The organism is Fictibacillus solisalsi (assembly GCF_900103485.1).
GTDB lineage: Bacteria > Bacillota > Bacilli > Bacillales > Fictibacillaceae > Fictibacillus_C > Fictibacillus_C solisalsi.
On the sequence record NZ_FNHW01000003.1, the window covers coordinates 75243 to 88119 of the forward strand.

Below are 12877 nucleotides of genomic sequence, written 5' to 3' on the forward strand. Positions count from 1 at the left end.
GAGAAAAAAAAAGCCTTTCTGCATCCTGCAGAAAGGCTTTTTTACTGGTGTGAACAGAGAATTGCACGAACGCCATAAAGCGCAAAAGGAGGGCGTCCTGTTCTATCCCAGCTTCATCCGGAATATAGTTTGACAGAGAGAGTCTATCTTTCAGTCAGAGGGGGGATTACCTTGATTTACCGAATGCTGGTTCTGGACATCGATGGGACCCTGTTGAGAAGCAACTTTCGCATGGATAAGGAAACAAGGGAAGCGATCGATTATGTGAGAAAAAAAGGGGTTTATGTGACGCTTGCTTCCGGCCGCAACTTTCCTTCAACCAGAAAAGTCGCCAAGGCTCTCAAGCTGGATGGAAATTTGATCAGCCAAAATGGAGGTTATATTGCAGCCAATCAGGATGAACCTTTTTTTGAATCACATATTTCCAGAGAAGATACACATAAGATGGTTTCCATACTTGAAAATTACAATTGCCATATCCGGCTGGTTCATGAGCGTTTCTCTGTGGGGAACCAGGTCCAGCAGAAAAATCAGCTTGTTGCCAAATTGACCCTGGGGGCAGGGGATCCATTGTTTTATCCTGTCACCTTTACTGAAAACTTAAGCCATCATGTTCTTGAAAAGGAAATTATGCCTTCCAAGATTGATGTACAATTTTTTGAAGAAAGAGAACGGCGGTCTGCAGAAAAACATTTGAAAAACCACTTTGCCAATTTTGAATACACATCTTCCACTAAATGCAATTTCGAGATTACATCTCCGAATGTGACCAAAGCCAATGCCTTGAGGATGCTTGGATTAAAACTTGATATAGCTCCTGAAGAAATGGTGGCGGTGGGTGATTCGCATAATGACCGTGAAATGATTGAAATGGCGGGACTTGGGGTAGCCATGGGAAATGCGCCGGATGATGTGAAACACGCCGCGAATTGGATTACACGCACCAATGACCAGCTCGGAGTTCCTTATATGATAAAAGAGGTGTTCAGAAAGCAGTTGAGAGTAGGGTTATATTAAACTGGAAAGCTCCATTCAGGAGCTTTTTTTCATGCAAATAAATTCTATAATATTTCATTTGTGTTACAAAACAAGAAAACGACATTTTTTGAAAGGGTTTTCAAAGACCTTGTCGAACAGATATAAGGTAAGGAACAAGGATATGAGGAGGATTAAAATGGAAAAAACTGTTAACCTGAATCTGAAGCCGAAGGTGGCCGAATTCTTAAACGGAACAAAGAAGTTTTTCATCAATGGAGAATGGGTAGAAGCAAAATCAGGAAAAACGTTTGAAACTCTGAATCCTTCAACAGGAGAGGTTTTGGCGCTTGTTGCAGAAGGTGGAAAAGAAGATATCGAACTTGCGGTGCAAGCGGCACGCAAAGCCTTTGATTCTGGATATTGGTCAAAAATGAGCGCTGCAAAGCGCAGCTATTTAATTTATAAACTTGCGGATTTAATGGAAGAGAATAAAGAAGAGCTTGCCCAGCTCGATACGCTGGACAACGGAAAACCAATCCGTGAAACCATGAATGGTGATGTGCCTTTGGCGATTGAGCATTTCCGTTATTATGCAGGTTGGGCGACTAAAATTGTTGGACAAACCATCCCAGTAGCCGGAAGCTTCTTCAACTATACACGCCACGAGCCGGTAGGCGTTGTCGGCCAGATTATCCCTTGGAACTTTCCGCTCTTGATGGCAGCTTGGAAACTGGGCGCAGCTCTTGCCACTGGTTGTACGGTTGTATTAAAACCTGCAGAGCAGACGCCGCTATCCGCTCTTTATCTTGCAAAGCTGGCACAGGAAGCCGGATTCCCTGAAGGTGTGCTTAACGTGGTAACAGGTGCCGGAGAAACAGGCGCAGCGCTTGTTGATCATCCGGAAGTTAACAAGATCGCGTTTACCGGCTCTACTGAAGTCGGTAAAATGATCATGAGAAATGCCGCGGACTCTCTTAAACGTGTAACGCTGGAGCTCGGAGGAAAATCACCCAACATTATCCTTCCGGATGCTGATATGACGCGTGCCATTCCTGGTGCTTTGAGTGGTATCATGTTTAACCAGGGACAAGTTTGCTGCGCAGGATCCCGTTTGTTCGTTCAGAAAAAAGCGTTCGACAATGTTATGGCAGACATGGTGTCCCATGCAAAGAGCATCAAACAGGGGCCTGGCTTGGATCCGGATACTACAATGGGGCCGCTCGTTTCAGAGGAGCAGCATAACCGCGTAATGAACTATATCTCCAAAGGTAAGGATGAGGGAGCTGAGCTTCTGACTGGAGGATCCAGACCGTTTGAGCAAGGTTATTTTGTGGAGCCGACTATTTTTGCGGACGTTGATGACAAGATGACCATCGCCAAAGAAGAGATCTTTGGTCCGGTTGTAGCAGCAATGCCGTTTGAGGATCTTGATGAAGTAATCGAGCGTGCGAACCGTTCTGAATATGGACTTGCTGCAGGTCTTTGGACAGAAAACCTCAAAACGGCTCACTATGTGTCCAACAACCTGAAGGCAGGTACAGTTTGGATTAACTGCTACAATGCATTTGATGCGGCTTCTCCATTCGGAGGATACAAGCAATCCGGTATGGGCCGCGAAATGGGATCTTATGCGTTGAATAACTATACTGAAGTGAAAAGCGTGTGGGTGAACCTGAAGTAAGACCAAGACAAACATGATCCGAGAAACAACGGGGAAAACAAAAAGAAGGCATGAAAAAGGGGTCAACAACTGAACGGAAACAAAAACCCGGCTGTCCATCCAGGCAGCCGGGTTTTTCGTGTTGCTGAGCAGGAGTTCCAACGCTTGTCGGATTTAAACGGAGTGCTGGATCGTCTGGGGAGGACGTCCAGCTCCAGCACCCAAATCCTCGAGGTCGTTTCACTCCTTCTCCACAACACAAAGATCGTGTTGCAGAGCAGGAGTTCCAACGCTTGTCGGATTTAAACGGAGTGCTGGAGCTTTTGTTTATAACATTACCTTGATGAAGCGGAGTCCGGTATCATCATAATCCAGGTTTCTGTAAAATTCGTGGGTTTCCTTGCGCTGTTTTCCACTGTGCAGAACAATAGCAGTGCAGCCCTGTTCCTCTGCCCAGTTTTCCGCATGCCCGACAAGGGCCTTTCCAAAGCCATTCCCCTGATATTCTTCCGTTACCACAAGGGCAATGATCCGCAGGCATGTCCCGTTTTTTTCGAAGTAGAATTCTTTGACAACCCCAATCATTCCAATCACCAGATCGTCACAGCAAGCGACAAAGCAGGTATAGGCCGGGTCTTGAAGAATATACGTTAACCTGTCTCTCATTTCCTCTTCAGTTGTGGGATAGCCGAGATCACCCATTAGATAAGAGAGAGACAGACTATCCTCAATGGTTCCCCGTCTGATGAAGAATTCACTCATCCTCACACCTCTTTCCCAAATAATGAAAATCTGATACTCGTTAACGATGAAACAGCAGAAGAGCTCCTGATGGCGATGTGAGGCGGTGTGTCCGGTCAATGAATTGTGCTTCTGTTAAGCGTTTTTCTCCCAGTTCCTTTGCCTCCCTGTCATCGGCAGCCTGGATGGTTTCATCGAGCAATTTTTCCCCGCTTTTGTCATAGACAGTAAGAAAGTATTTTTTCATAAGAAGTGAGGCTCCTTTCAGCATTTCTTTTCTTGTATTTCTTTTTTTTCGTCAAATTTCCTGCTTTTTTTTGTACGTTTAATGTTCATTCCGCATTTCTGCTGAAAATGTGTGTATTTTCCCAAATACGAGAACGTGTTTTCGTATATATGGTAAAATAAAGGTTAGAATGATTAGTGAAAAGGAGGCGATGGTGTTGAAGTTTTTGCATTGTGCCGATTTGCATTTGGACAGCCCTTTTAAAGGGTTATCCCATCTACCGAGGGAAATTTTTGAACGCATCCAGCACAGCACTTTCCGAGCCTTCAGTGCTATTGTCAGCGTGGCCATAAAAGAACAGGTGGATTTTATTGTGATTGCGGGTGATATTTATGATGGCGATTCCCGCAGCCTTAGAGCGCAAAGCTATTTCCGCAAGGAGCTTGGCCGATTGTATGCCAGTGGAATCGCTGTTTATATGATTCATGGAAACCACGACCATCTGGAAGGAACATGGATTGATTTGGAGTGGCCTAAGAACGTCCATCTATTTGACGGGGGGCACCCGCAAAGTGTGCCTTTTTATAAGAATGGAAGATTGAAAGCGATGCTGCACGGATTCAGCTATGAAAAACGGTCGGTTGCTGAAAATCGTGTCCCTTTCTATCCCGCAAAGTCCGGAGATGATGTGTATCATATCGGTATCCTGCATGGGAATGCAGAAGGACAGAACGGTCACGAAGTATACGCACCGTTCCATGTTGCAGAGCTTCTTGAAAAGGGATATGACTATTGGGCACTTGGCCATATTCATAAAAGAATGGAACTGCACCACGATCCGCCAGTTATTTATCCTGGCAATATCCAGGGAAGAAATCAAAAAGAAACAGGTCCGAAAGGCTGTCTTGTTATTGATTTGCAAAATAAGAGGCGGACGTTTCATGCAACCAATGATATTTATTGGCTGGAAAAGAGTTTAGATCTCACTGATCTATCCTCTGTATCAGAAATGATTGATCACTGCCTGGACATAAAGGAGAATACGAGAATACAAGGAAAAGGAGTTCTTCTGAAATTGGTTCTGAACGGGCATTCCGATTTATTCAACGAAATGGAACAAGAGGGATTGCTTGAGGAACTGATGGAGACACTACAGGACGGGGAAGAGGATCAAGCATCCTTTGTTTATACCTTTGCCATCATTAATCAGGCCAGAAGAAACTGGAACCGTGAAGAGCTGCAAAACGACGGCGGGTTTATCGGGGCCCTTTTAATCAACAGTACCGAATATATACAGGCTCAAAAGACCACAAAGGAGCTCTACCTGCACAGGAAGGCAAGAAAATACATAGATCCTCTTACTCCAAATGAAGAAAAAGAGATGATCGATGAGGCGGAAGCACTGCTCATGCAATTTTTACTGAAAGATTAGGAGGAACGGGATATGTGGATAAAAAAGCTGCACATCTATCATTTTGGCAAATTTCACAACCTCAAAATAGATCAATTATCCCGGGGGCCTCTTTTCATTTCAGGAGAAAATGAAGCCGGAAAAACGACATTGATGAATTTTATTACCTGTATGCTTTTTGGCTTTCCTTCCAAGGTAACGAATGAAAGGCGGTATGAGCCGAAAGATGGAAACCGGATTGGCGGTTCCATTAGCATTCATACCGATGCATACGGGGATTTAACCATTGAACGGGTTGCCGGCAAAGCGGCTGGGAATGTGACTGTTTACGGGGAAGAAGGACTGCAGGGAGGAGAAGAGCTCCTTCGTACGGTGCTTAAAGGAATGGATCGTTCTCTGTTTCAAGGCATTTACTGTTTCGGTCTGGAAGGACTTCAGGAAATTGAAAAATTAAGCTCTGAGCAACTGGGTAATTATCTCTTGGGTGCAGGAATGACCGGCAGCAGGGAACTGCATCGGCTTGAAAGCCAGCTGGAGAAAAAGCAGTCCGCGCTGTTTAAACCGGGAGGAAGAAAGCCGGTAATTAATGAATTGCTTCAGCAGCTGGAGAGCACGGAAGAGGAACTCAGGACATGGAAAAGAAAAAATGAGGAGTTTCAGCCTTCCCTTCAAGAACTTAAAATAACAGAAGCAGCGATCAGGGAGGCAGAAGAAGAGAAGAGGCAGCTTCAGGATCATTGGTACAACACAAAAAAGTGGAAAAATGTACTTCCTGCTCTTCGAAAGTGGAAAGAGCATCAGCTTGCACTTCAGGCACTGCCGGAGAACAGCTTTCCTGAAAACGGTCTTCACCTATTGGAACAGCTGCAGGAAAAACGGCTGGATGTGGAAGGAGATTTGACTGTTTTTCAAAACAAAGTGCATGAGATAGAAAAACAGCTTCATGCCCTTCACATCAATGAAGATGTGCTGCTATCCGAAAGCCTCGTCGTTTCTGCGGGTCAAAAGAGCAACGATCTTGAACGATTGCAGGAGGAAAAACGCAGCTGGGTCCAAAAAGCAGAATTTGTGCAAATGGAAGCCCGGCGCTTAAAAGAGGAAACCGGCTTTTTGGGAGTAACAGAGGAGTTGGAGCGGCTCAATACGGGGCTGGCGTCCAAAAATGAACTTCTGGTATTAATCAAGAAGGCTGATTTGCTGAATCAAAAGAAAGGCTGGCTGGATCAGGAGCTTGAGAACGCACGTGGGCGTCTTGAATCAGCTGAAGAAGCGCTGCGCCAGCATGAAGGAAGAGTGCTTGAAGAACAGGAGTTTCATAAATTAAAAGAACGAGCGGAGAGGGATTCAACCAACAGGCGGCTGTTGATTGAAAAGGCGCAGCTTCAGGCGATGATGGCGCAACCCAATGGGAAACGTCAGCACACTCCTTCTTCTTCCATAAGTTGGCCTCCTCTTCTGGTGTTCGGCATTCTGGCAGCAGTTTGTTTGATGTACCTTGCCGTCAAAGGAGAGCTGCTTGGGACGGTACTTTTTGCCGTGGCATTGGGTGCAGGTGCCTATTTATTTGCGAAGAGTTCAACCCGGAAAAATGATTCTTACTCAGCTGCTTCAGATGATGCGGAGCCTTTGTCCAAAATCCGGACACTTGAAGATGAACTATCAGGGGTTTCCAGCTTATCAGAACTGGACATGATCAATGAAAGATATGCGGATGAAAGAGCGAAGCGGGCCGAGCTTGAAAGGATGAGAGATGAAATCAAACGGCTGGAGCACACTTACCAGCAGCAGGTTGCCAACTATGACAAGCTGGAGCTTGAACAATATGATAACGAAGCCGCGGTTCAGCAATGGTGCAAAAAAAACCATTACACCGGGCCTTGGAACCATCTTCTTATCCCGGGATATTTCGAAAAGATCGAAAAGCTGAAAGAGATTGTTTTGGAAAGAAAACAGCTGCTTTTAAACATTGCACAAGCAGACAAACGGATTTCCGGCATTCTTGAAGAGGCTGACATACTGACGCACCGGCTCCGCCTGCCGGAGGAATCCTCCTATCAGGAAAAGGTTACGGAGGCACGGCTGCTGCTGCAGCAGGAAAAAGAGAAAGTCCAGGCTCAAGAAACATTGCGGGACAAATTAACGACCGCCACTGAACATCTAAACGAAGTGATCACGAAAAAACAGAGCTACGGTTTGGAAATCAACAAACTCCTTTCGCAGGCAAAAGCCCAGAACGAGGAAGCCTTCCGATTCAAAGGAAAGCAGGCTGAGATACGAAAACGGACAATCGAACTGCTGGATCAGGCTTCTCTTCAGTTGCAGTCGTTTGGCTATACAGGGGAAGAAGTACAAGATCTTTCGGACATTTTGCTGGACAAGGACTTTAATGTGGATAAGGAAAATGCTTCCGCAGAAGCGGAGCTAAAAGAAAAAGAACAGCAGATGGAGCAGTTGCAGCGGAAAAGTGCAGAACTTTCCCTTGTTCTGCAGACACTGCAAAATGAGGAAAGGTATTCGGAATGTCTGCAGCGGTATGAAAATCTCCGCAATGCACTGGGAGAACAGGCTAAAATGTGGAGTGTGTACAAAATTGCAGCTGATCTGCTGAAGAAAACAAAAGAACAATTTCATGCTGAGCGGCTGCCCGCCATCCTCCAACAGGCCTCCCATTATTTTTCAAAAATGACAAATGGAAAATATGTCAGGTTGTATTTGTCAGGAGACGGCCAGGACGTTCTGGAGCTCGAGCGGCATGACGGCGTACGATTTCATCCGGGAGAACTGAGCAGAGGCACTGCGGAACAATTGTATTTGTGTGTACGGCTTTCTCTTGCGTCACTTTATCAAAAGGAGAGCATGCCGTTGATCATGGATGACATTACGGTCAATTTTGATGCGGTCCGGACAAAGCATACGCTGGATCTTCTTACTTCGATGGGTCCGGGCCAGCAAATGATATTTTTTACGTGCCATGAGCATCTGTTTCAAGACCGGCCATCCGTTCCGGTCCTCTCGTTAAAGAAGCTGGAGAGAGCCTATCGTCAGGAAGGTGCTTTTCCATAAACAGATGCGTTATGATATAAAGAAATGAAAAAACCGCAAAACAGGAGGGGAAAATGCAATGTCTGACTACCAAATTTACCTTGTGGAAGATGAAGAAAATCTTGCCCAAGTGTTAAAAGCCTATATGGAACAAGAAGGATGGAACGTGACTGTCTTCAATAATGGGGAAGAGGCAGCACGGAATGTGACGGATGCCCCTCACCTTTGGATTCTGGATATTATGCTGCCAGGTATTGACGGGTATGAAGTGCTAAGGAAGATCAAACAGCATTCTGACACCCCGGTCATATTTATTTCTGCAAGAGACCAGGACCTTGACCGCATCGTCGGACTTGAGCTGGGAAGCGATGATTATTTGGCGAAGCCTTTCATGCCGCGTGAACTTGTTATTCGCGCCAAAAAACTGTTGACCCGTATCTACGAAACCGGAGCTATGGCGCCGAAGAAAATTGAAATTACAGGTTATGTCATCGATCCTGTCGCCAGAAAAATCACATTTGATGACGAACTGATCAACCTGACATCAAAGGAAATGGATGTTCTTTTATACTTGATCGAAAATCTTGGAACATCCAAAGCAAGGGAAGAGATTCTGTCCCATGTGTGGGGGACCGATTATTTTGGTTCAGAGCGTGCAGTGGATGACGTGATCCGGCGGGTCAGAAAGAAAATGCCCCGCTTAAACCTTGAAACGGTCTATGGCAACGGGTACAGGATAGTAACTTCATGATCCGGCTGAATCTGACGCAAAGAATCTGGATATCGTTTGCCCTGCTCATTTTGCTGATCGGGCTTGTACTCGCCATTATTTTTCCTCTTTCCATAAAAAAAACGATGACAGATGAAACCTACAAAATTATCTCACTGGAGCAGGAGAAACTGATGGACCAGGACAAGGAAGTTCCTGATCCCGACTCTTCTATTGATTTTATAGAACGAAGAAAACTGGGCCGTTCTGTGGGTCATGTGGTGATCAAGAACGATTACCTGGGAACAAAAGGAGACTATATTCCGGAGCGGGTGCTAGGTGAAATGAGCTCCCATGCCTACAAACAAAAAAGGACCCAGCAAAAATATGAACTCACATATGGGGATGCCACCCTTTTTTACATAGTGAAAAGGCTTGAGACTCACTCGCAGGGCAATTTTTACCTGATTTCCTACATGTGGGATACGTATCGTGACCAGATGGTCGACCGGCTGTGGACTCGCCTTTTATGGATTCTGTTTTTCACCGGAATGATTGCCGTGATTCCGGCTCTCTGGATGGCACGGTATTTGAGGGCTCCGCTTACCATTCTTGGCAAACGGTTTGAACAAATTGCCAAACGAAACTGGAAGGAGCCTTTTATCTGGCATGAGGATGATGAATTCCAGAGGCTTTCCCAGCAGTTTGAAACAATGCGACAGAATTTGATCCGCTATGATACCGCCCAAAAAACCTTTATTCAGCATGCTTCCCACGAGCTGAAGACACCGGTGATGACCATAAAAAGTTACGCTCAGTCGGTGAAAGACGGGATCATGCCGAAAAACAATGTAGAGGATATGATGGATGTTATTTTGAATGAAGCGAACCGGATGGAAAACCGGGTGAAAAACATGCTGTATTTCACAAAGCTTGATACACTTAAACAGCAGACCCTTCAATGGGAACTCATCTATTTTGGAGTGCTCGCCGAAGAGATTATCAGCCGCTTCCGGTTTCAGAGGGATGACATTGAATTTACTATTGCAGGTGATGAAGTGCTGTTCTGGGGAGATCGTGAGCAAATCACCATTGTTTTTGAAAACTTCATTCAGAATGCCATGAGATATGCCAATTCCCGAATTGTTTTATCCGCAAAAGAAGAAGGAAGCAACATTGCTCTTGGCGTATGGAATGATGGGGAGCAACTATCCGATCGTGACCGCGAAACGCTGTTCCTGCCGTTCCGCAAAGGCAATAAAGGACAATTTGGCCTTGGCCTTGCGATTGTGAACCGGATTGCGGAGCTGCACGGAGGAAAACCCAAGGTAACCAATGTCGATGACGGTATTTTATTCGAAGTCATTTTGCCAAAAGACAGGCTGTCATAGACTACTATACTTATAAAAAGACGAGGTGCGCACATGAAAAAAGGTTTGGCCCATTATAAAGTGGGAGAGATGGTAGATTCCTATCTGATGATTAAATCTTCCTCGAAATCAACTGCCAGTAACGGAAAACCGTTTTTAAACTTAACACTTCAGGACCAGACGGGGGATATTGAAGCAAAATTATGGGACTGCTCTCCCGAAGACGAGCAGCAGTATGTTCCCCAGGCACTGATCAAGATCATAGGGGAGATGAGCAGCTACAGAGGAAAGCTTCAGCTGAAACTGAAGCATATTCGTCCTGTTAATGATATGGACGGCGTAAAAATCGGGGACTTTGTGGAAACGGCTCCGCTTTCAGAAGATGTGATGATGGAAAAAATCACGCAATACATCTTTGATATGCAAAACCCCAATATTCAAAGAATTACGAGGCACCTTCTAAAAAAATATCAGGAGGACTTTCTGAAGTATCCTGCAGCCGTTAAAAATCATCATGAGTTTGTTTCCGGTCTTGCTTATCATGTTGTCTCTATGCTTGATCTGGCAAGAGGGATCGCTAGCCTCTATTCATCTTTGAACACCGATTTGCTTTACTCTGGCATCATTCTTCATGACCTTGGAAAAGTCATCGAGCTTTCCGGGCCTGTGGCGGCAAATTATACACTCGAAGGCAAGCTTCTTGGACATATTTCCATCATGGTCAACGAAATTGGGATTGTCGCCAAAGAGCTTGATATTGAAGGAGAAGAAGTGACGGTCCTTCAGCATCTGGTGCTGAGCCATCACAGCAAGCCAGAATGGGGCAGCCCCAAGGCTCCGATGATCAGGGAAGCTGAAATCCTTCATATGATCGATAACTTTGATGCAAAAATAAACATGATGGACCGCGCATTGGGCAAAGTGGAACCAGGGGAATTCACGGAAAAGATTTTTCCTCTGGAGAACAGAAGCCTATACAAACCGCTTTTTGAACAGGAATTGGTAAAAAAGTAATTGTCTTATAGCGGGGGAGTATGGTAAATTGTAAGAGAGATTAATGAGATGGAGGCTATGACAGATGAAACCCATTGTTCAAGTAAAGGTGTCGGCTAAATAACGAAGTAAATCAACCCATGTACCATGATGAAGAACATCAGTTTCTTTGCGTTTTTCATGTACAGTATTGATTTATTCAGTTATGACCCTTTCTCTTGAGCGTTGGTTCATCTGTCAGCTTGCAGCCTTCCAAAACGTATGGTGAAGCCTGTAGTTGACGTGAAATTGCGCAGCTGCAGGCTTTTTTATGCTTTCCTGCCCTTCCCTCAAGAGACCGGGAGATTTGTATTGGATTTTAAACGATGAAAAGAGTGTGATGGGTATGAAATGGAAAGATTGGGACAGAAACATTAAGGTCCGTCTGCTTGGAGAGTTTGTTATCAATTTATTATTTTGGATGTTTTTCCCGTACATGGCGATTTATTTTTCGGATCAACTTGGAAAGGAACAGGCAGGAATGCTCCTTGTGGCTTCCCAGCTTGTCGGCGTCGTTACCAATCTTGTTGGCGGTTACTGTGCGGATACGTTTGGCAGAAAAAGAATGATGGTGATCGCCGGTGCGGGTCAGGCGGTGTCCTTTGCCGTTTTTGCGCTTGCCAATTCACCCTGGCTGGATTCACCGGTTTTAACCTTCCTGGCGTTTACCGCTTTAGGATTATTCGGTTCACTGTACTGGCCTGCCAGCCATGCGATGATTGCAGATGTTGTGCCTGAAAAGAACCGCAGTGAGGTATTTGCTGTTTTTTATACAAGTATCAACATATCAGTCGTTTTTGGTCCTGCGCTGGGCAGTATTTTCTTCTTTGATTACCGGTTTGAGCTGCTGCTGGCCTGTACGATTGTCGGCATTATGCTCACCTTTGTACTTCAAAAGTATATCAGGGAAACGGTGCCGGAGAAAAAGCAGATTGCCGGGGATCAGTCAGGGACCCCGAAAAAGTGGAACCGGGTTATCCTTGATCAGCTTAAGGACTACCGTGTCATTGCAAAGGATAAGCTGTTTTTGCTATTTATTCTTGCAGGTATCCTAGTGGCCCAGACGTTTATGCAGCTCGATTTATTGATTGCTGTTTATACGACAGAAAAAGTGCCTGCCCAAACGCTTCTGCATCTTGGGAATTGGTCATTTTCTCTTACCGGTGAAAAGGCATTTGGCTATATTGTTTCGACAAACGGGCTGTTGGTCGCCTTGTTCACCGTATTTATGTCAAAGTGGATGAACCAATATAAAGAGGGCAATGTGTTTGTGATTTCTTCTCTTTTATATGGAGTGGCGATGCTTTTATACGGTAATACAACGATTCTTTGGTTTCTGTTATTGGCTATTGCCATCTTTACTGCTGCAGAGCTCATGGTGGTCGGGATTCAGGAAAGCTTTATCTCAAAGCTTGCTCCGGCGCATATGCGCGGTCAATATTTTGCTGCAGCAGGCCTGCGTTATTCGATCGGCCGCAGCCTTGCGCCATTGGCGATTCCGCTTACACTGTGGATCGGTTTTCGATGGACGTTCTTTCTTCTTTTTGTGCTAACTGTAATCAGTGCCTTTATGTACCACGTGATGTTCCGGCTCCATGATAAAAAATTGGCCGCGGAAAACAAAAAGGAGGCAGTGGCTCCCCAATCCGCCGGTTAATAAAAAGACCATCAGAGGGTGACATATATTCCTTTCCGCTTTCATAAGATG

At 45.2% G+C, this 12877-nt stretch carries 10 protein-coding genes; 8 read left to right on the plus strand and 2 right to left on the minus strand.

All coding sequences use genetic code 11. The features are described 5' to 3' along the window. Positions 1-171: 171 nt before the first annotated feature. A complete protein-coding gene (locus tag BLT53_RS19895; protein ID WP_090237700.1) occupies positions 172-1017 on the plus strand; it encodes a Cof-type HAD-IIB family hydrolase in 846 nt (281 codons plus the stop codon). Positions 1018-1174: 157 nt separating this feature from the next. Continuing rightward, positions 1175-2659, plus strand: a complete 1485-nt coding sequence (locus tag BLT53_RS19900; protein WP_090237702.1) for an aldehyde dehydrogenase family protein — start codon at positions 1175-1177, stop codon at positions 2657-2659. Between the two features lie 306 nt (positions 2660-2965). On the opposite strand, the gene BLT53_RS19905 is transcribed toward BLT53_RS19900, so the two are convergent. Together BLT53_RS19905 and BLT53_RS19910 are read right to left on the minus strand one after the other, a co-directional pair. Continuing rightward, on the minus strand, positions 2966-3400 hold the full coding sequence (locus BLT53_RS19905; RefSeq protein WP_090237704.1) for a GNAT family N-acetyltransferase: 435 nt from the start codon (positions 3398-3400) through the stop codon (positions 2966-2968). 40 nt (positions 3401-3440) lie between these two features. Next, the gene (locus BLT53_RS19910) at positions 3441-3626 is read right to left on the minus strand and encodes a YhzD family protein (RefSeq protein ID WP_090237706.1); all 186 of its coding nucleotides are present in this window, start codon (positions 3624-3626) and stop codon (positions 3441-3443) included. 196 nt (positions 3627-3822) lie between these two features. Here BLT53_RS19910 and BLT53_RS19915 point away from each other — a divergent pair, with 196 nt between their 5' ends. The 6 genes from BLT53_RS19915 (at position 3823) to BLT53_RS19940 (ending at position 12826) form a co-directional block, all read left to right on the plus strand. Beyond that, positions 3823-5037, plus strand: a complete 1215-nt coding sequence (locus BLT53_RS19915) for a metallophosphoesterase family protein (RefSeq protein ID WP_170834444.1) — start codon at positions 3823-3825, stop codon at positions 5035-5037. Between the two features lie 12 nt (positions 5038-5049). Beyond that, entirely contained in the window at positions 5050-8079 is a 3030-nt protein-coding gene (locus tag BLT53_RS19920) for an ATP-binding protein (RefSeq protein ID WP_090237709.1), read from the plus strand. 58 nt (positions 8080-8137) lie between these two features. Further along, the gene (locus BLT53_RS19925; protein ID WP_090237710.1) at positions 8138-8809 is read left to right on the plus strand and encodes a response regulator transcription factor; all 672 of its coding nucleotides are present in this window, start codon (positions 8138-8140) and stop codon (positions 8807-8809) included. After that, positions 8806-10158 (plus strand): sensor histidine kinase, encoded by a 1353-nt coding sequence (locus tag BLT53_RS19930; RefSeq protein ID WP_090237712.1) that lies wholly within the window; start codon positions 8806-8808, stop codon positions 10156-10158. Before BLT53_RS19925 ends, BLT53_RS19930 begins: the two co-directional genes overlap by 4 nt. Positions 10159-10191: 33 nt before the next feature. Next, positions 10192-11151 (plus strand): 3'-5' exoribonuclease YhaM, encoded by a 960-nt coding sequence (yhaM, locus tag BLT53_RS19935; RefSeq protein WP_090237714.1) that lies wholly within the window; start codon positions 10192-10194, stop codon positions 11149-11151. Between the two features lie 364 nt (positions 11152-11515). Then, positions 11516-12826, plus strand: coding sequence for an MDR family MFS transporter (locus BLT53_RS19940; RefSeq protein WP_090238075.1), 1311 nt, complete (start codon positions 11516-11518; stop codon positions 12824-12826). Positions 12827-12877 lie beyond the last annotated feature (51 nt).

Coding starts and splice junctions, on each gene's coding strand:
- BLT53_RS19900 (WP_090237702.1), top strand. CDS start 1,175: ATGGAAAAAACTGTTAACCTGAATCTGAAGCCGAAGGTGGCCGAATTC.
- BLT53_RS19905 (WP_090237704.1), bottom strand. CDS start 3,400: ATGAGTGAATTCTTCATCAGACGGGGAACCATTGAGGATAGTCTGTCT.
- BLT53_RS19910 (WP_090237706.1), bottom strand. CDS start 3,626: ATGAAAAAATACTTTCTTACTGTCTATGACAAAAGCGGGGAAAAATTG.
- BLT53_RS19920 (WP_090237709.1), top strand. CDS start 5,050: ATGTGGATAAAAAAGCTGCACATCTATCATTTTGGCAAATTTCACAAC.
- BLT53_RS19925 (WP_090237710.1), top strand. CDS start 8,138: ATGTCTGACTACCAAATTTACCTTGTGGAAGATGAAGAAAATCTTGCC.
- BLT53_RS19930 (WP_090237712.1), top strand. CDS start 8,806: ATGATCCGGCTGAATCTGACGCAAAGAATCTGGATATCGTTTGCCCTG.
- yhaM (WP_090237714.1), top strand. CDS start 10,192: ATGAAAAAAGGTTTGGCCCATTATAAAGTGGGAGAGATGGTAGATTCC.
- BLT53_RS19940 (WP_090238075.1), top strand. CDS start 11,516: ATGAAATGGAAAGATTGGGACAGAAACATTAAGGTCCGTCTGCTTGGA.